Origin of the sequence: Polynucleobacter sphagniphilus, assembly GCF_001953355.1 — a bacterium.
GTDB lineage: Bacteria > Pseudomonadota > Gammaproteobacteria > Burkholderiales > Burkholderiaceae > Polynucleobacter > Polynucleobacter sphagniphilus.
Genome location: NZ_MPIY01000017.1, coordinates 301,674 through 323,162, shown reverse-complemented (window position 1 = coordinate 323,162; position 21,489 = coordinate 301,674). Strand labels below are relative to the sequence as shown.

The 21,489-nt window shown below is 46.5% G+C and carries 21 protein-coding genes and 1 pseudogene; 16 read left to right on the top strand and 6 right to left on the bottom strand.

The window, feature by feature from the left end; translation table 11 throughout:
- Complete coding sequence (gene bioB, locus BOQ04_RS10450) at positions 1 to 1,038, bottom strand: biotin synthase BioB (protein ID WP_083657591.1); 1,038 nt, start codon at positions 1,036 to 1,038, stop codon at positions 1 to 3.
- Between the two features lie 89 nt (positions 1,039 to 1,127).
- Here bioB and bioA point away from each other — a divergent pair.
- The 4 genes and pseudogenes from bioA (at position 1,128) to BOQ04_RS10430 (ending at position 5,693) form a co-directional block, all read left to right on the top strand.
- Positions 1,128 to 2,481, top strand: a pseudogene (gene bioA / locus BOQ04_RS11085) (adenosylmethionine--8-amino-7-oxononanoate transaminase).
- Entirely contained in the window at positions 2,478 to 3,716 is a 1,239-nt protein-coding gene (locus BOQ04_RS10440; RefSeq protein ID WP_076024636.1) for an aminotransferase class I/II-fold pyridoxal phosphate-dependent enzyme, read from the top strand. Before bioA ends, BOQ04_RS10440 begins: the two are co-directional and overlap by 4 nt.
- Positions 3,713 to 4,429, top strand: a complete 717-nt coding sequence (bioD, locus tag BOQ04_RS10435; RefSeq protein ID WP_076024635.1) for a dethiobiotin synthase — start codon at positions 3,713 to 3,715, stop codon at positions 4,427 to 4,429. Before BOQ04_RS10440 ends, bioD begins: the two co-directional genes overlap by 4 nt.
- A gap of 67 nt (positions 4,430 to 4,496) precedes the next feature.
- A complete protein-coding gene (locus tag BOQ04_RS10430; RefSeq protein ID WP_076024634.1) occupies positions 4,497 to 5,693 on the top strand; it encodes a M20 aminoacylase family protein in 1,197 nt (398 codons plus the stop codon).
- A gap of 17 nt (positions 5,694 to 5,710) precedes the next feature.
- Here BOQ04_RS10430 and mltA read toward each other — a convergent pair whose 3' ends face one another.
- Positions 5,711 to 6,865: a murein transglycosylase A gene (gene mltA, locus BOQ04_RS10425; protein ID WP_076024633.1), complete on the bottom strand. Its 1,155-nt coding sequence runs from the start codon at positions 6,863 to 6,865 to the stop codon at positions 5,711 to 5,713.
- A gap of 124 nt (positions 6,866 to 6,989) precedes the next feature.
- Entirely contained in the window at positions 6,990 to 7,364 is a 375-nt protein-coding gene (gene apaG / locus BOQ04_RS10420; RefSeq protein ID WP_076024632.1) for a Co2+/Mg2+ efflux protein ApaG, read from the bottom strand.
- Between the two features lie 49 nt (positions 7,365 to 7,413).
- Between apaG and rpe the strand changes: the two genes are divergently transcribed.
- The 5 genes from rpe to trpC are packed head-to-tail and all read left to right on the top strand — an operon-like array spanning position 7,414 to position 12,042.
- The gene (rpe, locus tag BOQ04_RS10415; protein ID WP_076024631.1) at positions 7,414 to 8,130 is read left to right on the top strand and encodes a ribulose-phosphate 3-epimerase; all 717 of its coding nucleotides are present in this window, start codon (positions 7,414 to 7,416) and stop codon (positions 8,128 to 8,130) included.
- Positions 8,130 to 9,635 carry an anthranilate synthase component I gene (gene trpE / locus BOQ04_RS10410; protein ID WP_076024630.1) on the top strand — a complete coding sequence of 502 codons (1,506 nt, stop codon included), beginning with the start codon at positions 8,130 to 8,132 and terminating at the stop codon, positions 9,633 to 9,635. The genes rpe and trpE overlap by 1 nt, the downstream gene beginning before the upstream one ends.
- A complete protein-coding gene (locus BOQ04_RS10405) occupies positions 9,619 to 10,185 on the top strand; it encodes an anthranilate synthase component II (RefSeq protein WP_076024629.1) in 567 nt (188 codons plus the stop codon). Before trpE ends, BOQ04_RS10405 begins: the two co-directional genes overlap by 17 nt.
- Positions 10,186 to 10,201: 16 nt before the next feature.
- A complete protein-coding gene (gene trpD, locus BOQ04_RS10400) occupies positions 10,202 to 11,227 on the top strand; it encodes an anthranilate phosphoribosyltransferase (protein ID WP_076024628.1) in 1,026 nt (341 codons plus the stop codon).
- Between the two features lie 11 nt (positions 11,228 to 11,238).
- The gene (gene trpC / locus BOQ04_RS10395; protein ID WP_076024627.1) at positions 11,239 to 12,042 is read left to right on the top strand and encodes an indole-3-glycerol phosphate synthase TrpC; all 804 of its coding nucleotides are present in this window, start codon (positions 11,239 to 11,241) and stop codon (positions 12,040 to 12,042) included.
- Here trpC and BOQ04_RS10390 read toward each other — a convergent pair.
- On the bottom strand, positions 12,023 to 12,583 hold the full coding sequence (locus BOQ04_RS10390; protein WP_076024626.1) for a hypothetical protein: 561 nt from the start codon (positions 12,581 to 12,583) through the stop codon (positions 12,023 to 12,025). The two genes, trpC and BOQ04_RS10390, sit on opposite strands and share 20 nt — an antisense overlap.
- 98 nt (positions 12,584 to 12,681) lie before the next feature.
- On the opposite strand from BOQ04_RS10390, the gene BOQ04_RS10385 reads away from it, so the two are divergent.
- A complete protein-coding gene (locus BOQ04_RS10385) occupies positions 12,682 to 13,032 on the top strand; it encodes a hypothetical protein (RefSeq protein WP_076024625.1) in 351 nt (116 codons plus the stop codon).
- A gap of 83 nt (positions 13,033 to 13,115) precedes the next feature.
- Here BOQ04_RS10385 and ychF read toward each other — a convergent pair whose 3' ends face one another.
- Entirely contained in the window at positions 13,116 to 14,210 is a 1,095-nt protein-coding gene (ychF, locus tag BOQ04_RS10380; RefSeq protein ID WP_076024624.1) for a redox-regulated ATPase YchF, read from the bottom strand.
- Between the two features lie 40 nt (positions 14,211 to 14,250).
- On the opposite strand from ychF, the gene BOQ04_RS10375 reads away from it, so the two are divergent.
- The 4 genes from BOQ04_RS10375 to BOQ04_RS10360 are packed head-to-tail and all read left to right on the top strand — an operon-like array spanning position 14,251 to position 18,802.
- Complete coding sequence (locus tag BOQ04_RS10375) at positions 14,251 to 15,513, top strand: FAD-dependent monooxygenase (RefSeq protein ID WP_076024623.1); 1,263 nt, start codon at positions 14,251 to 14,253, stop codon at positions 15,511 to 15,513.
- Positions 15,506 to 16,222, top strand: a complete 717-nt coding sequence (locus BOQ04_RS10370) for a DsbC family protein (RefSeq protein WP_076024692.1) — start codon at positions 15,506 to 15,508, stop codon at positions 16,220 to 16,222. The genes BOQ04_RS10375 and BOQ04_RS10370 overlap by 8 nt, the downstream gene beginning before the upstream one ends.
- 31 nt (positions 16,223 to 16,253) lie before the next feature.
- A complete protein-coding gene (locus tag BOQ04_RS10365; RefSeq protein WP_076024622.1) occupies positions 16,254 to 18,035 on the top strand; it encodes a M61 family metallopeptidase in 1,782 nt (593 codons plus the stop codon).
- Complete coding sequence (locus BOQ04_RS10360) at positions 18,035 to 18,802, top strand: uracil-DNA glycosylase (protein ID WP_076024621.1); 768 nt, start codon at positions 18,035 to 18,037, stop codon at positions 18,800 to 18,802. The genes BOQ04_RS10365 and BOQ04_RS10360 overlap by 1 nt, the downstream gene beginning before the upstream one ends.
- On the opposite strand, the gene BOQ04_RS10355 is transcribed toward BOQ04_RS10360, so the two are convergent.
- Positions 18,791 to 19,090, bottom strand: a complete 300-nt coding sequence (locus BOQ04_RS10355) for a hypothetical protein (protein ID WP_233126767.1) — start codon at positions 19,088 to 19,090, stop codon at positions 18,791 to 18,793. The two genes, BOQ04_RS10360 and BOQ04_RS10355, sit on opposite strands and share 12 nt — an antisense overlap.
- 1 nt (position 19,091) lies before the next feature.
- Between BOQ04_RS10355 and hemA the strand changes: the two genes are divergently transcribed.
- Together hemA and prfA are read left to right on the top strand one after the other, a co-directional pair.
- Positions 19,092 to 20,405, top strand: a complete 1,314-nt coding sequence (hemA, locus tag BOQ04_RS10350) for a glutamyl-tRNA reductase (protein WP_076024620.1) — start codon at positions 19,092 to 19,094, stop codon at positions 20,403 to 20,405.
- On the top strand, positions 20,406 to 21,485 hold the full coding sequence (gene prfA, locus BOQ04_RS10345) for a peptide chain release factor 1 (protein WP_076024619.1): 1,080 nt from the start codon (positions 20,406 to 20,408) through the stop codon (positions 21,483 to 21,485).
- The last annotated feature ends 4 nt before the right edge of the window (positions 21,486 to 21,489 follow it).

Below are 21,489 nucleotides of genomic sequence, written 5' to 3'. Positions count from 1 at the left end.
TTAGACCAAAACTTCAGTTTTGCAGCTTTGTTTGGTCTTTAAGCCTAGCTCAGCCAGCAGCTCTCGGTCTTGTTCTGCCTCGGGATTACCGGTAGTAAGTAGTTGCTCACCATAAAAAATCGAGTTGGCGCCAGCCATAAAACACATAGCCTGGACGGCCCTGCCCAGCTCTTGGCGTCCGGCAGATAAACGCACTCTTGCACGGGGCATAGTAATGCGAGCGACGGCAATGGTTCTAACGAATTCAAGGGGATCGAGCGGCTTTTGATCTGCCAATGGTGTTCCCGCAACGGGTACCAAATGATTAATTGGCACTGATTCAGGGTAAGGACTCAAATTAGCCAATTGAGTCAAGAATGCAGCACGCTGCTCCCGTGACTCGCCCATTCCGACAATACCACCACAGCAAACAGACATGCCTGCAGCGCGCACATTTGAAATCGTATCTAAACGGTCTTGGTAGCCGCGAGTTGAAATTACCGAGCGGTAAAAATCTTCGCTGGTATCCAAATTATGGTTATAGAAGTCCAAACCAGCCTCCTGAAGGGCTTGAGCCTGGCCTGCCTCTAACATTCCGAGGGTGGCGCAAGTCTCTAATCCCAGGGCTTTTACGCCCTTAATCATGGCAGTCACTTTTTCAATATCGCGGTCTTTGGGTTCGCGCCATGCTGCACCCATACAGAAACGATTTGACCCAGCGGCCTTGGCAGCTTTAGCAGCCTCCAGCACTTGGTCTAGATCCATCAGCTTATCCGCTTTGACGTCTGTGTCATATCGAGCCGCTTGAGGACAGTACCCACAGTCCTCAGGGCAGCCGCCCGTCTTAATGGATAAGAGGGTGGCCAATTCAATATCGCCCTCCGGAAAACTGGCTTTATGCGTTTCCTGAGCCTGGCGCATTAGCTCATTAAAAGGCAGCGCAAATAAGGCCTCGATTTGAGCGACCGTCCAATTTCCAGCTGCGTCAAGCTCTTTGCGCAAGCCAGCCCTTGATTTGATATGGGTAAGGGGTTTTTTAGTGGTTTGAGCGTCCAGCATGGTCGAATTCCAGAAATTAGATTAAATCAAGGCATAAACATAACAGAAAGAAGCCTATACGAGCAAAAACTAATGGTCAAATATAAGGAATGAAAAACACCATGAGTTCTAATCTAAATCAAATGAACTGGGTTTCAAGGAGCTTATCTGCAGTTTGGCATCCCTGCACCCAAATGAAGCAGCACGAGTCCTTGCCCTTAATTGCCATTACAAAAGGTAAGGGAGCATGGCTCTACGATGATCAAGGACGAGTGATACTCGATGGCATTAGCTCTTGGTGGACTAATTTATTTGGTCATGCAAACCCACGCATTAATCAGGCAATTTGCGAGCAATTAGAAAAAATTGAGCACGTGATGCTTGCAGGCTTCACACATCCACCGGTTGTGCAGCTATCGGAAAAACTATCCGCATTAACCCAAGGGAATTTAGGGCATGCTTTTTATGCATCTGATGGCGCCTCGGCAGTGGAAATTGCTTTAAAGATGAGTCACCATTATTGGCGACATCAAAATAAACCTGCAAAGAAAAAATTTGTCTGCTTGCATAATGGCTACCATGGTGAAACCTTGGGGGCACTTGCCGTTACTGATGTGGCGATTTTTCGCGAAGCTTATGGATCGCTCCTTCAGGAAGTATTGACTGCACCATCACCAGACGCACGCTTAGCCCAAGATGGAGAAACGGCAGAGGATGTCGCCAAGCGAGCAGCAACAGATTTGGAAACCATTCTTTCTAAAGAGCATCAAAACATTGCGGCAATCATTGTGGAGCCACTGATTCAGTGCGCAGGGCAGATGGCGATGTATTCGCCTGCATATCTTCGCCAACTAAGAGTCTTATGTGATCGCTATGAAATCCATTTGATAGCCGATGAAATTGCTGTCGGTTGTGGCCGTACAGGTAAATTTTTTTGCCTGCGAGCATGCGGGTATTTGGCCTGATTTTTTAACCTTATCAAAAGGTATTAGCGGCGGTTATCTACCACTATCTATCTGCCTCACAACAGACACCATCTATCGCGCCTTTTATCAAGACCAAACTAAACACGGCTTTTTACATTCCCATTCCTACACCGGCAATCCCCTCGCCTGCGCGGCCGCCTTGGCTTGTTTAGAAATATTCGAAACTGATAATGTGCTTGAGAAAAATATTGAGCGATCAAAGGATTTAGCGAATGCATTTGCATGGGCAAAAATTGATCCTCGCATAGAGCACTGGCGCCAGCAGGGCATGATTCTTGCTTTTGATGTACGTACTGGGTATTTGAAAAATCCAAATACCTTTCCACGAGAAATGTTTTCTGCCAGTCTGCAAGAGGGAGTGCTTATCAGACCCATTGGCAATACTATTTATGTCATGCCTCCTTATGTTCTATCAACCAATGAAACTATCGAACTAGGTCAGGCAGTACAACGTGCACTTGAGCAGGTATTAGCATGACAGATAAAAAACATGTTTATGCAATTGATTTGGCACAGCAGCAACTTGCGCAATTGAATTCAGAGTTATTACTCAGAAAATTACGCATTACTCAATCACCTTGCGATACGCATGTACATGTAGAGCAAAAAAGCTTGAAGGCCTTTTGTAGTAATGACTATTTGGGCCTTGCCAATCATCCAGTCTTAGTAGAGGCGCTCCGAGAAGGGGTTGTCAAATTTGGCGTTGGGAGCGGAGCATCACACTTAATTAGTGGCCACAGCATCGCTCATGACTTGCTAGAAAAAAAATTGGCGCAGTTTCAAGATAAGCACATACCAGATGTAAAAGCACTTTTTTTTAGCACTGGATACATGGCTAATATTGCTGCGCTGACTGGGTTCGCAAGATTAGCGCCAGAAGGCCAAGCTAGTATTTATTCGGCATCTTTAAATCATGCCTCCCTGATTGATGGGGTCCGCTTAGCAAAAGCACAAACCAAAGCAACAGTACATTTGTTTGATCATACCCACTTAGATACTCTGGCTCAGTTAATAGAAAAAGATTCCTCTCCCCTAAAAATGATTGTGGTCGATGGCGTCTTCAGCATGGATGGGGACATTGCCCCACTTCAAGAATTACTGAGACTTGCAACCAAAGAAGATGCATTGCTCATAGTGGATGATGCCCATGGCTTTGGCGTGCTTGGTGCGCATGGTCATGGCCTCTTAGAGCAACTCAATATTGCCTCTGATAGGCTCGTCTATATCGGCACTCTTGGGAAAGCGGCTGGCGTGAGTGGCGCTTTCATTTGTGCGCAGGAGTCATTGATTCAATGGCTTATTCAAAAAGGTCGTCCGTACATTTACAGTACCGCTACACCTCCTGCTATTGGCTATACCGTGCAAAAGAGCTTAGAGCTCATAGAGGGGGATGAAGGACAATTACGTCGCGCCCAACTAGTTAGACTGATTTCTATTTGGCAGACTGAAATGATCTTCTCAAAATGGCAGAAGTTAAATTCACCAACGCCTATTCAACCTATTGTGTTGGGGAGTAATGCAAATGCATTGCAAGCTGCAAAGTTATTAGATGAGGCGGGGTACTGGATTCCAGCAATTCGTCCTCCAACCGTACCCGTAGGTAGCTCGCGTTTACGCATTACTTTTTCCGCCAACCATAGCGAAGAAGATGTACGGGAGCTGATTAAAACATTGCAAGTAATCGAGAAAAAAGTGTTGGAATCTACATCATGAAGAGAACGCCGGGATTCTTTATTACTGGCACCGATACCGAAGTTGGCAAAACATTGGTGAGCGGTGCGCTCATTGTGAAACTGCGAGAAACTGGGATCAATACCGTTGGTTTCAAGCCAGTGGTTGCGGGTACTTACCTTGATCACAATGGGCAAAGTCTGAATGAAGATCTCGAAACATTGCGTATCGCATCCAAGCTCCCTGCCGATCAAGTGAATCACTTATGTCCCTATATTTTGGATCAACCAGCAGCGCCACATTTGAGCGCAAAAGCCAAAGGCATTCATTTAGAAAGTGATGTCATTCTCAAGGCTTTTCATGAAATTTCCAGGAATTTTGATGCAGTAATCGTAGAGGGTGCAGGTGGATTTTTGGTGCCCCTTAACCAGGATGAGAATTTAGGTGACATAGCCCAATCAATGAATCTACCGGTGATTCTGGTCGTTGGCATGCGTTTGGGATGTATTAACCATGCTTTGTTAAGTTGTGAAGCATTAAAAACTCGCAATCTACCAATTGCAGGATGGGTTGCTAATACCCTTGCTAATGCGATGCCACTACTTCATGAAAATATCCAAACACTCAAAGAACGTATTGCAGCACCCTATTTGGGGCTAATCCCCTCGTTGCCAAAAGACTTGGGAAAGGCAAGCGATATGCCCTATTCTTTAGACGCATTGCAATTTGCTGCACAGCATATAAATACCCCCTGAACCTATCAACTGACTCTAGAGGCTGACACTAAGTGCATTGAGGATCAGTTTCGGATAAGATGAAGCTATGCGATTACTACCTGAAATCGTCGATTCCGCTCAAGCAATTCAAGAAATAAGGCGCAATATTCATGCCCATCCAGAATTGCGTTTTGAAGAGAATCGCACATCAGATCTGGTTGCCCAAGCACTTTCAAGCTGGGGTATTACCGTTTTTCGTGGTTTGGGAAAAACAGGGGTCGTTGGCAAATTAGAGGGCGATCTCGGTCCAGGCAAGATGATTGGCTTGCGCGCCGATATGGATGCACTACCCCTACAAGAACACAACTCTTTTGCGCATACTTCGCAAAATCCAGGAAAAATGCATGCTTGCGGTCATGATGGTCATACAGCCATGCTCTTGGGCGCCGCCGAATATCTATCAAATCACCGCAACTTTAAAGGGACTGTCATATTCATTTTTCAGCCCGCCGAGGAGGGTGGTGCTGGTGCTCAAGAAATGATTAACGACGGCCTTTTTGAACAATTTCCATGTGATGCAGTGTTTGGATTGCATAACTGGCCCGGCTTACCGGAAGGCCACTTCGGTGTGACAAGCGGTCCAATGATGGCTTCTAGCAATAGCTTTGAAATCATGATCACCGGTAAAGGCGGTCATGCAGCCTTGCCCCATAACAGCGCTGACCCCGTGCTGACTGGAGTACAAATTGCCCAAGCCCTACAGAGCATCATCACCCGCAATAAGCGCCCAATAGATGCTGCAGTCTTATCCATCACCCAATTTCATGCTGGGGAAACCAGTAATGTCATTCCTGAGAGCGCATTTATTGGGGGCACTGTTCGCACCTTTACCCTAGAGGTACTCGATTTAATTGAAAGTCGCCTACGTGAACTTTCACATAACATTGCCAGCGCTTTCGAGTGCCAAGCAGAAATTAAATTCAGCCGTAATTACCCACCACTTATCAATCACGATGCAGAGGTTCAATTTGCCACCGAAGTCATGAGAGATTTGGTGGGAGATAAAAATGTAGACAACCGCATTGATCCAACTATGGGCGCCGAAGATTTTGCATTCATGCTGCTCCAGAAACCTGGCTGCTATGTTTTTCTGGGTAATGGGGATGGCGATCACCGCTCTGTTGGCCATGGTATGGGACCATGCCATCTTCATAATCCCTCATATGACTTTAATGACGCTTTGATTCCGGTTGGTGTGAACTACTGGGTCAATCTCGCTCAGCGCTTTCTAGAAAAAAGTTAACTCTTTTTTAGTCAGGTCTAGCGAGGAAGTAATAGCCACATCCTTCCATTTTGTTTCATACGGCCAGCCATTTCTGCGGCAGACTCACCAGAACCCCAGTAATAGTCGGCCCTGACACCACCTACAATTGCCTTACCCGTATCTTGCGCCATGACTAATTTTTGTAATGGCTGACTGCTTAATGGTTTAGTAGTTAGTATAAATACTGGGGCGCCTAAAGGCATTGCCTGAAGATCAATTGCAATACTTCTTTCCGCCGTTAAAGGCACGCCCAGCGCGCCATTGGGCCCTAGCTCAGCACTGACATTGCCCGGCAGCTCTTTGAAAAAGACAAAGCGGGGATTGGCATTGAGCATTTCATCGACGCGACTAGGATGTTGTTTTGCCCAATTTGAAATACCCTGCATCGTAGCTTCACCACGAGTAATTTCCTTACGATCTAACAGCCACTGTGCAAATGACTTAAATGGTTGGTCATTTGTACCGGCAAATCCGAGACGAAGAACGCGGCCATCCTCAAGACGAATTTTTCCTGAGCCCTGTATTTGCATGAATGCTGCCGCTACAGGGTCTTGAACCCAAGCAATCTCAGAGCCCGTCAGCATTCCTGAGCTGATCAATTGTGCACGAGTAGGTCCTGGATTAGGCTTAGTATTTTTCCAGGCGCTGGGGTAGCGATAGAGAGGAACGGTATAACTTGCAGTGCGCACAAGAGAGCCATTCATCACGGGTTCGTAATAGCCGGTGATTAAGCCAGTATTGCTGCCAGAGGAATTGCGTACTTCATACACCTGAAAGTGCGCTTCAAAATATCGACGAATGGCAGTCGTACTATTACCGTTGACTGAGTCGACTTGCGAACATACCGTGCGCCAGTTGACCTCACTACTTCGTTTTCGCAGCGCGTCACAACTCTTTAGCCATGCGGGCCATGCCTGGGATAAGTCATCATCTTGCCAGCCTGGTAAATCCTGCCACGATGCCAGAGTAAAGCTTGCTTTTGAAGAGCTGTAGGCGCTGCCATTGGCGCTTGAGGGGCGGCTTGCGGAGCCACGGGTTGGTGGGGTAGTGCACCCCAAAATCAACGCTGCTACCGCGAGAAGGAATACACTTAGGACAGTCTTTTTTACCCCAACACACTGCATCGCTTTTAATCTGAACATAGAAATCATGATTGCCAATTTACTTGATGAATACCCAATGCTGATGTTTGTCTTTGAAGCAGGTCTGGCACTGGCGCTGCTCTTGTTCATTGTCCTTTGGACCGGCAAAGGGAAAAAATAGCTCTATCAAGCTTTAATGTAGGGTTCTAGGCATCACCAGCGCAAACTCAGGGATGGGGGCTTGGAAGAACTGGGCATCCTCAGTAACGCAAAAATATTCGCCACGCATGGTTCCCGCTGGGGTGGGTAAAGTAGCCCAACTGGTGTATTCAAAATGCTCTCCAGAGCGCAATAAGGGTTGCTGACCAACCACACCCAAACCCCGAACCTCTTGAACATCGTTGTCTCCATCCGTAATGAGCCAATGACGGGCAATCAACTGAACACTAGACTGTCCCGTATTACGGATAGTGACGGTGTAGGCAAAGGCAAATTGGTGGTTATCTGGGTCAGATTGCTCTGATAAATACTGAGTTCTGACCATAATGCTGATTTCGTGAGGGTTCATGGAGGAATTCTGCTCCATCCAGAAGCCAACTGCAAGCTAGAATCTAGGGATGGATAGCCAGAAATCAACTTCAGACACCCAATTTGTCATTGCCCCCTCTATTTTGTCGGCTGACTTTGCCTGTCTAGGCAAGGAAGTTCAAGACGTATTAGTTGCGGGTGCCGACTGGATTCACTTTGACGTGATGGACAATCATTATGTCCCCAACCTCACTATTGGCCCCCTGGTCTGTGAGGCAATCCGTCCGCACGCCATGAAAAACGGCAAACCTGCCCTGATCGATGTCCATTTAATGGTTGAGCCAGTTGACCGGATTGTTCCGGATTTTGCCAAGGCTGGAGCAGACCTTATTAGCTTTCATCCAGAAGCGAGCCCCCATGTAAACCGCACGCTCAATCTCATTCGAGATCAAGGTTGCCAAGCCGGTATTGTCTTAAATCCAGCAACTTCGCTTGCCTATTTAGATCACACCCTTGAATTAGTTGACCTTGTTTTACTCATGTCAGTCAATCCAGGGTTTGGTGGGCAATCATTTATTCCGAGCACGCTGCAGAAAATTGCTGATGTACGTGCTCGCCTAGACCGGTATCAACAAGAAACTGGTCGCCATATTCGCCTTGAAGTAGATGGCGGTATCAAAGTTGACAATATTGCTCAAGTTGCAAAAGCGGGTGCCGATACTTTTGTGGCTGGCTCTGCTATTTTTGGCAAAGAAAATTACACGGCAGTGATTGAGGCGATGCGCACTGAGCTAGGAAACATCTAATGCAACGTGAAGAATTTAGTGCCCTAGCTAAACAGGGGTTTAATCGCATCCCTCTCGTAAAAGAGGTTTTGGCTGATCTAGAAACCCCCTTATCGCTTTATGTAAAGCTGACACAGGCCTTTGGTAAAAAAAATACCTACCTACTCGAATCCGTTTTAGGTGGCGAGCGCTTTGGGCGTTTTTCTTTTATCGGCTTACCAGCCAAAACTGTTTTAAGAACCGTTGGTACCCCAATTGAGCCGCTTACTGAGGTTCTTACTGATGGCAAAGTAGTTGAAACCAATCGCGATAATCCGCTCGATTTTGTGGATGCTTATTTCAAGCGTTTTAAGGTTGCACTACAACCTGGCCTCCCTCGCTTTTGCGGTGGCTTGGCTGGTTACTTTGGATATGACACCGTTCGGTATATTGAATCTCGCTTGGCAAGGCATAGCCTTCCCGATGAATTAGGCGTTCCCGATATTCAGTTAATGCTCACTGAAGAACTTGCAGTGGTGGATAACGTAGCTGGACGAATCTATTTCATCGTGTACGCCGACCCAAGCTTGCCTGATGGCTACGAAAGGGCTCATGCCAGACTTAAAGAGTTACTTGCTTGCTTAAGCAAACCGGTGAGCATGCCTACTTCTAAAGCCAGCAAAAAAACAGAGTTAATTCGTCGATTTAAAACTGAAGATTTTGAAAATGCAGTTCGCAAAACCAAAGAATATATCTTGGCAGGCGATTGCATGCAGGTTGTGATTGGGCAGCGCATTAGCAAACCATTCACAGATTCACCCCTGTCACTCTATAGAGCATTGCGCTCCTTAAACCCATCGCCTTATATGTACTACTACGACTTTGGGGATTTACAAGTGGTAGGTTCGTCCCCAGAGATTTTGGTACGCCAAGAAAAGCGGGGATCGGCAAAGATGGTGACTATTCGTCCGTTGGCTGGAACTCGTCCGCGTGGCGCCACTCCCGAAGAAGATGAACGTCTAGCCACAGAACTATTGGCTGATCCAAAAGAAATTGCTGAGCATGTGATGTTGATTGATCTTGCGCGTAATGATGTTGGGCGCATTGCTAAAACCGGTTCTGTCAAAGTGACTGACTCGATGTCGATTGAGAAATATTCTCACGTGCAACATATCGTCAGCTCTGTAGAGGGAGAATTGCTCGACAATATGAGCAATATGGATGTATTACGCGCTACCTTTCCTGCCGGAACCTTATCTGGTGCACCAAAAATAAGAGCAATGGAAATCATTGATGAGATGGAGATTGTCAAACGGGGCGTTTATGGCGGCGCGGTTGGCTACCTCTCTTACTCGGGCGATATGGATGTAGCCATTGCAATTCGTACCGGCGTCATTCACGATGGCATGCTTCACTCTCAAGCGGGTGCTGGGGTAGTGGCAGACTCTGATCCAACTGCCGAATGGAAAGAAACCGAAGCCAAGGCGCGCGCCGTCTTAATGGCCGCCGATTTAGTACAAGGAGGACTTGATGCTCCTAATGATTGATAACTATGATTCTTTTACCTACAACCTCGTGCAATATTTTGCAGAATTGGGTGAAGAGGTAAAGGTAGTTCGTAATGACGAGATTACTGTTGATGCAATTGCCGCCTTACATCCTGCGCGTATTTGTATTTCACCGGGACCCTGTAGTCCAGCAGAGGCTGGAATTTCAGTGGACACAATTAAACGCTATGCAGGTCAGATTCCCATTCTTGGAGTGTGCTTGGGTCATCAGGCGATTGGTGAAGCATTTGGTGGAAAAATTATTCGCGCCCAAAAAGTCATGCACGGCAAGACTGATTTGATCTCACACACTGGTGAGGGCGTCTTTAAAGATCTCCCTAATCCATTTAAGGTGACTCGGTATCACTCGCTTGCAATTGAGAAAAGCTCTATTCCAGCAGAACTGGAAATTACCGCTACATCTTCTGATGGTGAAATTATGGGTGTGCGTCATCGCCAGCTGGCAGTTGAAGGCGTGCAATTTCACCCTGAATCCATTCTTTCAGAGTATGGCCATGCGCTGCTTCAGAATTTTCTGAAAAATAATTAATTCAGCAAACCAGCTTATGCCCATTACCCCCCAAGAAGCATTACAGCGCTGCATTGAACATCGAGAATTGTTTCATGATGAAATGACAGCAATGATGCGCCTCATTATGAGCGGAGAAATGCACCCCACTTTGGTTGCAGGCCTCTTAATTGCACTGCGGACTAAAAAAGAAACTGTTGGTGAAATTGCAGCAGCAGCACAAGTCATGCGCGAATTTGCCACACCCGTAGAAGTCACTGACCGCAGTCATTTGGTCGATGTAGTTGGCACAGGGGGCGACGGGGCGCACACCTTCAATATCTCTACTGCAGCGATGTTTGTTGCGGCAGCCGCAGGAGCAAAAATTGCTAAACACGGCAATCGCAGTGTGAGCAGTAAATCTGGCAGTGCTGATGTTTTAGAATCTCTCGGCGTCAGACTCGACCTATCAGCCGACCAAGTTGCTCATTGCATCACGGAGGTGGGGGCAGGCTTCATGTTTGCGCCTAACCATCACCCTGCCATGAAAAATGTAGCCCCCATCCGCAAGGAATTGGGTGTGCGCACGATTTTTAATATCCTCGGACCACTAACTAATCCAGCAGATGCAAAACGCATCTTGATGGGCGTCTTTCATCCAGATCTGGTGGGTATCCAGGCAAGGGTCTTGCATGCTCTTGGAATGACACATGCTTTGGTTGTATATGGCCGTGATGGACTGGATGAGATTTCTCTTGAGGGCCCCACTCTTGTTGGCGAACTTAAAGATGGTTTAGTGCGCGAATACGAAATTCATCCAAGTCAATTTGGTTTCAGTACGGCATTGACCAATAGCTTTCAAGTCGCCAATGCAGAAGAATCGAAAAAAATAGTGCTTGATGTATTGGATGGCAAAGCTGGGTCAGCAAGTGATATCGTTTGCTTCAATGCTGGAGCTACCTTGTATGTTGCAGGTATTGCAAAAGATATCACCCAAGGTATTGCAATGGCAAAAGTCGCAATTGCCTCAGGAGCAGCCCGTCAAAAACTCAATCAATTTGTAAGCGCCAGCCAAATTAACTAATTACTGAATTCATGAGCGATATTCTCGATAAAATTGTTGCGACCAAAAAAATAGAGGTTGCGGCACACTCAAAAAAAATCTCGCTGGCAAATCAGCGTGAACAAGCAGAGGCCAATCAACATGATCCCTTGCTGAAAACACGTGGCTTCATTCATGCTATCCATCAAAAGATTGCCGCAGGAATGCCTGGGGTGATTGCTGAAATCAAGAAAGCTAGCCCCAGCAAAGGCATTCTGCGTGACCACTTTGTTCCAGCAGAAATTGCAAAAACGTATGAAAAAAATGGTGCAGCCTGTTTATCGGTTTTAACTGATACAGACTACTTTCAAGGCAGCAATGCCTATCTCCAAGCGGCGCGTGCAGCATGCCAGATTCCAGTCTTAAGAAAAGATTTTACGATTGACCCCTATCAAATCTATGAAGCTCGTGCCATTGGGGCTGATGCGATTCTATTGATTGTTGCTTGCCTTGGACTTCATCAGATGAAAGAGCTTGAGGTGTGTGCTCACGAGTTAGGCCTTGATGTTCTAGTAGAAGTGCATGATGCCGCAGAACTCGAGCGCGCTCTCGAACTCAAAACACCTCTACTTGGGATTAATAATCGCAACCTCAAAACATTTGAAGTAACTCTCCAAACAACCCTATCCCTACTCTCTATGGTGCCGCAGGATAAAACCTTGGTGACTGAATCAGGAATCATGGGTCGCAATGACGTTGAACTGATGCGTGAGCATAATGTGAATGCATTTTTGGTGGGGGAAGCCTTTATGCGCGCAAACGACCCAGGCGAAGGACTTAAGGCCTTATTTTTCTGAAATCCTTTAAATAATCTAGACCATACTTAATACTGGTCACCATCAAAACTGTGCCCATTACATCGCCCGTAAACATCGCAATAAAGTAATTAATACCCCCAGTATTTGCAAGGCCTCTAGTGGCAAACCACCATTGATGCAAACCAGAGCTGAATAAGGCATAAATCACCATGCAAAATAAGAGCTTGGGGAAATTAAGATCGCTTAAATCTGGTGCAATCTTGATATTCATTAAAACAAACACTCTCGCAAGATAGGGCGCAAAGCCTGAAATGATTGCAATACCAATGCAAGTGACGAGGTCTTGCGAGAAGACGCCCAAGTGGCTAATTAAAAAAGTGGCTAATGCAATACCAAGCGCACCAGGAAATCCAAAGATGAGGGTTAAAAATAAACGTAAGCCAGCGGGTAAATAAATCCAGCTCACACCCAAACCATAGGCTACATACTGCGTTAACCAGTCATTTAGATAAAAAAGTAGCGCGTAAGTAATCGCGCTAATTGCAATGCCAATGAGACCTTCTGTTGTGTACTTAGTCATTGCGAACAATATAATTTGATTTAAGTAGTAGCTTCTTAATTATTTTTGTACTTTAAGGGAATATACTCATAAAAGCATCTAAGCAAATCATCCAAAACATGCCAAGTAATAAACCCTCATCCTATCTACGATTTTTAAATCTGATCGATGTCTTAGATCGCATTAATCCAGGGAAAAAACTGGACAACATCGAAGAAGGCTTGCTTAATAAAATCGTATTGTCATACCAAGCTAATGAATCGACCTTAGTAGGCGATCTAATTTCTCTTGCCGACTTGGGTTCTCAAGCGACTTTACATGGCCGCCTCAAAAATTTGAGTGCCATGGGCTATATCAAAATGGTTGCCAATGATGATGGTCGCAAAAAAGAGGTATTACCAACACAATTGGCCTTAAAACGCTATGAAGAGATTTCAAAATGTCTAGAGAAGGCCGTTAAGGCGAACTAGACCACTTCCAAGCTAGCAACAAAAAGCTCCTACAGAAATGTAAGGGCTTTTTTTTGCAAGGCTAGCTAAGCTGTTTTGAGCATCTATACATTAAACAGAAAGTTGAGCACATCGCCATCTTTGACAACATACTCTTTGCCCTCTGCACGCATTTTTCCAGCCTCTTTGGAGCCGGCTTCACCTTTAAATTGAATGAAATCATCGTAGGCAATAGTCTGCGCGCGAATAAAGCCACGCTCAAAATCAGTATGGATCACGCCAGCAGCTTGTGGGGCAGTATCACCCTGATGAATCGTCCATGCACGCACTTCTTTAACACCAGCCGTAAAGTAGGTTTGCAGGCCCAAAAGACGGTAGCCAGCACGAATAACGCGGTCCAAGCCCGGCTCATCCATACCTAGATCTGACAAGAACTCGGCCTTATCAGTATCATCCAAATCAGCGATTTCTGCCTCAATTGCGGCGCAGACCGCCACAACTGGAGCACCCTCTTTAGCGGCATGCGCAATTACAGCATCTAAGTGTGGGTTGTTACTAAATCCATCTTCTTTCACATTGGCAACATACATCGCTGGTTTGGCTGTAATCAAGCACAGTGGCTTTAAAACAAGATTTTCCTCTTCCGTTAACTGCATGCTGCGCACCGGTAAAGCCTGATCTAGGTGGGCTTGCACTTTAGTCAACACAGCTACTAATGCGGCAGCTTCTTTGTCATTTCCTGATTTGGCGGCCTTAGAGGAGCGATTTAATGTTTTCTCCACCGTAGTGAGATCAGATAAGGCCAGCTCAGTATCAATTACGCCAATATCTGCAATTGGATCAATTTTCCCGGCAACGTGAATGATGTTGGGATCATCAAAACAACGCACCACATGGGTAATGGCATCGGTTTCGCGAATATTCGCCAAAAACTGATTACCAAGACCCTCTCCTTTGGAGGCGCCCGCCACTAAACCAGCAATATCGACAAACTCGACTGTGGCAGGAAGTATCCGCTCTGGCTTGACGATCTCAGCCAAAGCCGCTAAACGGGGGTCAGGAACCTCAACAACACCTACATTGGGCTCAATCGTGCAGAAGGGATAGTTTTCTGCAGCGATTCCAGCTTTGGTAAGCGCGTTAAAGAGGGTAGATTTGCCGACATTAGGCAGGCCGACGATGCCACATTTCAAAGACATGAACGTATTGTAAAGGGCTCGGTTTCGATATCATCGAGTTATGTCTGATGCACACCAAAATAACCCAAATAAACTGGCCCAAACACGCACTTTTGATGTCGCCGTTGTTGGCGGAGGCATTGTTGGTAAGGCTTGTGCGCTCGGTTTAGCCCAAATGGGTCTACAAACCGTCCAAATTGCACCTGATTTAGCAAACCCATGCCCCAGCCCTCAAGGCCCTCAGTGGGGACAACGAATCTATGCCTTTTCACCCGGCACGCAAAAAATACTCCGTCGCTTACAAATTTGGGATGCCTTGGATCACGGCCGCATGCAGCCAGTGCGCGACATGCGTATTTATGGGGATCGCGCCCAGAAAACCGATCAACTGCATTTATCAGCCTTCGAATCTGGCACACCTCAACTGGCCTGGATTGGTGAGTCCAATTTAATTGAACACACTTTAGATCAAGCGAGTCGCTTCCAAAATAAATTAGAACGCTGCAGTGATAGCTTGCAAACCATCGATGTGGATCAAGATGGTACCACCCTTCACTTGGCAAAGAGTGAGTCTATACGCGCCCAAATTGTCATTGCAGCAGACGGTGCTCATTCGCAAATTCGCTCTGCGATTGGCATTGAAGCCAGCGAAGAAAGTTATTCGCAAAGCGCTGTAGTTGCCAACTGGATTTGTACTCACCCCCATTTGGAAACGGCCTATCAATGGTTCTTACCGGATGGCGATATCATTGCAATGCTCCCACTTCCTCATCAGCAAGCCTCCATGGTGTGGTCAACTTCGCCAGAAAAAGCTGCTGAACTTCTCAAACTGGATCAAACTGCTTGGGTAAAGCAATTTGAAGAGATTGCTGGCGGTGCGATTTGCAAACAGCTGGGTAATCTCACACTGAATTCTGAAGTTGCCGCTTTTCCATTAAGAAAAATTCGTGCCAAACGTTTTATTGGTCCCGCACAATTCCCCAAGGTTGTGCTGATTGGCGATGCTGCCCACGTGATGCACCCTTTGGCAGGGCAAGGACTAAACCTAGGTATGCGCGATGTGGCTTCGCTACTTCACATTTTGAATCAGCGTGAAGCATTTAGATCGCTCAGTGATCTGGTGCTTTTACGTCGTTATGAGCGTCAGCGCCAAGGCGATACTGACGCCTTACTATGGGTTACAGACAAGCTCAAAAAATTATTTTCAGGCTCGAGTAGTGCTGAGCGCCAAATTCGCAACTGGGGGCTGGGTCTGGTCAATAAAAGCCACTTTATTAAACAGCGCCTGATTGAACGCGCATTAGGAGATATTGATTTTGAATAAATTTGTAGCCGCTTTAATACTCATCTACACTACTGTGTTTTTTGCAACAGTAAGCTATGCACAATCTGAACAGCAAATTAAGATCGATCTTCAGAAAAAGCTCGGCACTAGCGCAAAGATTAAAAGCGTTAGCCCATCACCAATCGCTGGAGTATATGAAGTGCTTGTTGGAAGCGATGTCTTCTACACTGATAAAGATAGTAAGTATTTAATTCAGGGTGACATTATCGAAGTCGCTACCGGAAAAAATATTACCGAACTAAGGCAGTCTGATTTAAATCGCATCAAATGGTCTGACCTACCACAAGCAAACGCATTTAAAACTATTCATGGCAATGGCTCGCGCCAACTAGCAGTGTTTGCCGATCCGAATTGTGGCTACTGCAAGCGTTTAGAAAAATCAATGCAGCAACTAGAGAATGTCACCATCTACACCTATCTCATTCCGATACTCTCCGCCGACTCAACAGTGAAAGCTAAACAAATTTGGTGCTCCGCTGACCCATCAAAAGCGTATACCGATTGGATGATTAATGGCACGCCCTTAAGCGGTAAAACAGATTGCACCACGCCATTAGATAAAAATCTGCTTCTCGCCAAAACGTATGGAATTACAGGCACCCCCACTCTCTTTTTTGTTGATGGCAGTCGCATACCTGGGGCAGCACAAATTGCAGATATCGAAAAGAAATTGAACGCACAGAAATAACCGCCCAAAATCACTAGCGACGACATACACAATGAGCACTAGCTTGAGTTCTGATTTACCTGAAATTGTTTATACAGTTTGGCCTGCAGATCTTCACGGCCATCGCTTTGCAGTTAAATTACGCATTGCACGCCCAGATCCGCATGGGCAAATCATTCAAATGCCTTCCTGGATTCCGGGTAGCTATTTAATCCGTGATTTCAGCAAACAAATTGAAACGATAGATGCCTATCTAGAGGGTGATAGAACTAAACCGCTGACGCTAGAAAGAATAGATAACGATCAATGGCGTCTTCCCAAGGTCAATAGTCCAGTTGAAATTTTGACTACGGTGTATGCCTTCGATTCTTCTGTACGCGCAGCCTATCTAGATCATGAACGCGGGTTTTTCAATCCAAGCAGTTTATGTTTTGCTGTCAAGGGCCAAGAGCATTTGCCCTGCGCACTCGCCCTTGTTCCTAGTGAGTCTGCCGCAACAGCGCACTGGACAATTCAAACGAGCTTGCGCGCTGTTAAAACTGATCCAAAGGGCTACGGTTTTTACTTAGCCAAAAATTATGATGATTTACTAGATCACCCAATTGCTTTTGGTGAATTTCAGATGATCCATTGGCAGAGCAATGGCACACCACATGCAATGGCGATTCAGGGATGCCTTCATGAAGTTGATGCGGCGCATCTTGCGACCGATCTTCAGGCAATCTGCTCATCTACCATCGGGCTCTTTGAGCCAAAAGCAAAGCAAGCACCATTTAATAGTTACCTCTTTTTGGTAAATGCTGTGCTCGCTGGTTATGGTGGACTTGAGCATCGTAACAGCACTGCATTATTGTGCCGGCGGGATCAACTCCCACAAAATGCGGTGCCTCTTGATGAGGCGGGCTATCGTGAATTCTTGGGCCTATGCAGTCATGAGTATTTCCATGCATGGTTAGTAAAAAGAATTCAGCCTAAATCATTTCAACCCTATCAGCTAGACCGTCGCAACCATACGCGCTTACTCTGGCTGTTTGAGGGCTTCACAAGCTACTACGATGATTTGCAACTGTTTCGCAGCAAGCGGATTGATCTAAAAACCTATTTAAATTTGCTTGCTGAGAACTGGAATAGCGTGTTGCGTGGACCAGGAAGAACAAAACAAAGCTTAGCCGATAGCTCTTTTGATGCTTGGACAAAGTACTATCAGGTCGACGAAAACACGGCCAACAAGGTTGTCAGTTATTACGGCAAAGGTGCGCTTTTAGCATTGGGACTAGATTTAAGCATTCGCCAATTTACCAATCACCGCAAATCGCTTGATGACCTCATGCGCCTCATCTGGCAAACACACGGGGTCAATCAAGTAGGGATCGCTGAAGATGGCTTGGACCCGCTGATATTTAATTTACTAGGGGATGGCTTTACTAAAATATGGAGTCGCTTTAAATCAGATTACATTTTTGGCGTAAAAGATATTCCACTGCAAAAGTGGTTTGATCCTAAAGCCATTTTAGTAAGCCCAAAGAAGCAAACTCAGCTCGAGCGCATCAAACTGCAACTGGGCATACGCTACACGGAAATCAATGGCTGGCTGAAAATCACTGCTGTTTTGGATGGCGGAGCGGCTCAATCAGCAGGCCTTGCTGCAGGCGATTTACTTGCCAACATAAACGGTCAGCGCGTCACCAGCGCTCGCCTAGATCAATTACTCGGCAGCCTACAAGAAGATATGCCAATTGCTTTCTCTTTCTACCGCGATGACTTAGAGCATGAGTCTATGGCTGTTCTACATTCTTCTCAGGCCCCACAGCAGTTTGCACTTACCCCCGCTTAATGGCTGCCTTTTCTGAAAAAGATATTCCAGAGGATTGGCGCCTACTGCTGGGTGATTATTTTCAAACGGAAGATTGGGGAAATTTACAGGCCAATCTACAAAAAGAATTTGCGCTTGGGGCCAATCTTGTTTGTCCTAGCCCGGAGAATTTCTTCAAAGCGCTCAAACTGACACCACTCAATCGGGTTCGGGTGGTTATTCTTGGCCAGGATCCCTATCACTCCCCAGGACTAGCGCAAGGCCTGGCGTTTTCTATTCCGTCGCACATTCCAATACATTCACGGGCATTTCCTAGCTCTCTGCGCAATATCAATAAAGCACTATCTTTGGAGGGTTTTGGCACCCTAGCTAATGGTGACCTGCATCCTTGGGCAGAACAAGGTGTACTTCTTCTCAATACCGCTTTGAGCGTCAGACTTGGGGAAGCCGCCAGCCACAGCCATATCGGCTGGAAAGCCCTCGTTGATCGTTTAATTACTTCCTTAGCCATTCAGAAGCCAAACTTGATTTGGATGCTTTGGGGCGGTCACGCCCAGTCCAAACTCCCCTTAATTGAATTAGCCTCTGATCAGCTGATTTTGCAATCCTCCCACCCCTCTGGCCTAGGGGTCCACAAAACCAATCAACCCTTTTTGTATCCTGGTGCAGCTGCCAGCTGCCAGCACTTCACTAAGGCCAATGCGTGGCTTTTAAAGCACAATCTTGAACCTATTCGATGGGTAGAAAACGCGCCACCAAGCGTCAGCCAAGACAATTTATTTGATTAAAACCGCGATTAGAGCGCTTACAAGACCAGAAACTAGAGTAACGACGATCCACTCGATCATCTGGCCAGACTGGAAATACCCAGCAAACTGCCCCAAATAAGCGCTTGCAATACATGCGCCAAAGCCTCCAAGGGCGCAAATCAATAATTTCTGCCACGGTCGTCCAGGCAGTTTTTGGCCAGGATAGCAAGCCCAAGCACACGCGCCCGATAAGGCGCCAATTACCAGAAAAGCCAAAAACCCCATTGATGCCCCCATTAATACCATCTTCAAATCTATAATCGCCATTATGAAGTTGTTGACACTCGGCATCAATCATCACACAGCGCCGGTCGCCATTCGGGAAAAGGTCGCCTTTGACCCTGAATTTCTTCAGGAAGCCCTACACGATCTTCGCCATCACATAGTTGGCGCGAATCAGGTCGGCCTGCCAGAAGCCACTATTTTGTCAACCTGCAATCGTACCGAGGTTTATTGTGCCGCTAACGATGATGCCGCATCCATACTTCACGAAGCCACGTTTGACTGGCTAGCAAAAACCCAGCGACTGGCTCCAAGCAGTCTTCAGCCCCACATTTACTCCCTCCCTCAATCTGATGCTGTGCGGCATGCATTCAGAGTTGCCTGCGGCCTTGATTCAATGGTGATTGGGGAAACGCAAATTCTGGGACAGATGAAAGACGCTGTACGCACCGCAAACGATGCAGGTGTGCTCGGGACCTACCTGAATCAACTATTCCAAAAAACATTTGCAGTGGCAAAAGAAGTACGCGGTTCCACTGAAATTGGTGCTCACTCGATTTCTATGGCGGCGGCATCGGTCCGTTTGGCAGAGCGAATCTTTGGAAGTATTGCTGATCAACGTGTGCTTTTCATTGGTGCGGGTGACATGATCTCTTTATGTGCCACTCATTTTGTGGCACATAAACCAAAAAGTGTTGCAGTTGCTAATCGCACCGTAGAGCGTGGCCAAGAATTAGCCGACACTATCGCAGCCCAAGAGGTGCAGTCTGAGTCCTTCAAGCTTTCTGAGTTGCCAAGTCGCTTACATGAATTTGACATCATCGTTTCCAGTACGGCATCTTCTCTTCCCATCATTGGTTTAGGCATGGTGGAGAGCGCACTTAAACAACGGCGTCATAAGCCGATGGTCATGATTGACTTGGCTGTTCCACGTGATTTTGAACCTGAAATTGCGCGCCTCAACGATATTTATTTGTATACCGTAGACGACCTAGGGGTCATGATTCAAACCGGTGCCTCGTTGCGTCAAGCCGCGGTGAGTCAGGCAGAAGCCATCATTGAAGATCGTGTTGGCAACTTCATGCACTGGATGAGTGGACGGAAGACCGTGCCACTTATTCAAGATATTCAACAGCAAGGTGAACGTCTAAGACAACTTGAGCTAGAGCGCGCCATGAAGCGACTGATGCGTGGCGATGATCCCCAAGAGGTACTCAATGCGATGGCACAAGGCCTAACAAATAAATTTCTACATGGCTCTTTGCATGCCCTACAACACTCAAATGGTACTGAGCGCGATGCCCTCATCAAACTCTTACCCAAGCTTTTCTCATCCCATACAAAATCAGAAGACCAATAGATGAAGCCCAGCATGCGGGCTAAGCTAGATCATCTAGACACACGCTTAGCCGAACTAAATTCCCTTTTAACCACCGAAGAAGCAACCAAAGATATGGATGCGTATCGGAAACTCACGCGCGAGCATTCTGATATTGCTACGGTCGTTGAACAATTTGCACTCTATAAACAGGCTGAAGCAGATGCACAAGCGGCCGAAGAGATGCGTAAAGATCCAGAAATGAAGGACTTTGCCGACGAAGAACAAAAACAGGCTCTTGCCACCATGGAAGCGCTGGAGGGTGTTTTACAAAAACTCCTGCTTCCTAAAGATGAGAACGATGATCGCAATGTCTTCCTAGAAATTCGGGCTGGTACAGGCGGCGATGAGAGCGCTTTGTTTGCAGGCGATCTCTTGCGGATGTACACCAGATTTGCAGAGCGCCAAGGATGGAAGGTTGAAGTGGTCAGTTCTGCTGAATCGGATTTAGGTGGATACAAAGAGGTGGTATTACGCCTAGTTGGACAGTCAGTGTATTCACGTCTTAAATTTGAATCCGGTGGCCATCGCGTGCAACGGGTGCCCCAGACTGAAACTCAGGGTCGTATTCATACGTCGGCATGTACGGTTGCAGTCATGCCTGAAGCGGATGAGTTAGAGGCCGTCAAAATTAATCCAGCGGAGTTACGCATTGATACCTTCAGGGCATCGGGTGCAGGTGGACAACATATTAATAAAACAGATTCGGCTGTTCGTATTACCCATTTGCCTACGGGAACCGTAGTGGAATGTCAGGATGATCGTAGTCAACATCGCAATAAAGAACAAGCTATGAAGGTTCTAGTGTCACGCATTATGGATGCCCGTGAACGTGAGAAACACCAACTAGAAGCACAAACCCGCAAGTCTTTAGTAGGTTCAGGCGACCGCAGTGATCGGATTCGTACCTATAACTTTCCCCAGGGGCGCATTACTGATCATCGTATCAACCTGACACTCTACAAAATTGATGCCATGATGGATGGCGATATCAATGACCTTTGCAATGCACTTGCATCCGAGCATCAAGCTGAATTGCTTGCTGCTTTAGGCGACAACTGATTTC

What these genes read in the sequence shown, in the direction of transcription:
- prfA (WP_076024619.1), top strand. Translation starts at nt 20,406, where the DNA reads ATGAAGCCCAGCATGCGGGCTAAGCTAGATCATCTAGACACACGCTTA.
- mltA (WP_076024633.1), bottom strand. Translation starts at nt 6,865, where the DNA reads ATGATTTCTATGTTCAGATTAAAAGCGATGCAGTGTGTTGGGGTAAAA.
- apaG (WP_076024632.1), bottom strand. Translation starts at nt 7,364, where the DNA reads ATGAACCCTCACGAAATCAGCATTATGGTCAGAACTCAGTATTTATCA.
- trpC (WP_076024627.1), top strand. Translation starts at nt 11,239, where the DNA reads ATGAGCGATATTCTCGATAAAATTGTTGCGACCAAAAAAATAGAGGTT.
- trpD (WP_076024628.1), top strand. Translation starts at nt 10,202, where the DNA reads ATGCCCATTACCCCCCAAGAAGCATTACAGCGCTGCATTGAACATCGA.
- BOQ04_RS10355 (WP_233126767.1), bottom strand. Translation starts at nt 19,090, where the DNA reads ATGGCGATTATAGATTTGAAGATGGTATTAATGGGGGCATCAATGGGG.
- bioB (WP_083657591.1), bottom strand. Translation starts at nt 1,038, where the DNA reads ATGCTGGACGCTCAAACCACTAAAAAACCCCTTACCCATATCAAATCA.
- BOQ04_RS10440 (WP_076024636.1), top strand. Translation starts at nt 2,478, where the DNA reads ATGACAGATAAAAAACATGTTTATGCAATTGATTTGGCACAGCAGCAA.
- BOQ04_RS10430 (WP_076024634.1), top strand. Translation starts at nt 4,497, where the DNA reads ATGCGATTACTACCTGAAATCGTCGATTCCGCTCAAGCAATTCAAGAA.
- rpe (WP_076024631.1), top strand. Translation starts at nt 7,414, where the DNA reads ATGGATAGCCAGAAATCAACTTCAGACACCCAATTTGTCATTGCCCCC.
- BOQ04_RS10365 (WP_076024622.1), top strand. Translation starts at nt 16,254, where the DNA reads ATGAGCACTAGCTTGAGTTCTGATTTACCTGAAATTGTTTATACAGTT.
- bioD (WP_076024635.1), top strand. Translation starts at nt 3,713, where the DNA reads ATGAAGAGAACGCCGGGATTCTTTATTACTGGCACCGATACCGAAGTT.
- ychF (WP_076024624.1), bottom strand. Translation starts at nt 14,210, where the DNA reads ATGTCTTTGAAATGTGGCATCGTCGGCCTGCCTAATGTCGGCAAATCT.
- BOQ04_RS10375 (WP_076024623.1), top strand. Translation starts at nt 14,251, where the DNA reads ATGTCTGATGCACACCAAAATAACCCAAATAAACTGGCCCAAACACGC.
- BOQ04_RS10390 (WP_076024626.1), bottom strand. Translation starts at nt 12,583, where the DNA reads ATGACTAAGTACACAACAGAAGGTCTCATTGGCATTGCAATTAGCGCG.
- BOQ04_RS10385 (WP_076024625.1), top strand. Translation starts at nt 12,682, where the DNA reads ATGCCAAGTAATAAACCCTCATCCTATCTACGATTTTTAAATCTGATC.
- hemA (WP_076024620.1), top strand. Translation starts at nt 19,092, where the DNA reads ATGAAGTTGTTGACACTCGGCATCAATCATCACACAGCGCCGGTCGCC.
- BOQ04_RS10360 (WP_076024621.1), top strand. Translation starts at nt 18,035, where the DNA reads ATGGCTGCCTTTTCTGAAAAAGATATTCCAGAGGATTGGCGCCTACTG.
- trpE (WP_076024630.1), top strand. Translation starts at nt 8,130, where the DNA reads ATGCAACGTGAAGAATTTAGTGCCCTAGCTAAACAGGGGTTTAATCGC.
- BOQ04_RS10405 (WP_076024629.1), top strand. Translation starts at nt 9,619, where the DNA reads ATGCTCCTAATGATTGATAACTATGATTCTTTTACCTACAACCTCGTG.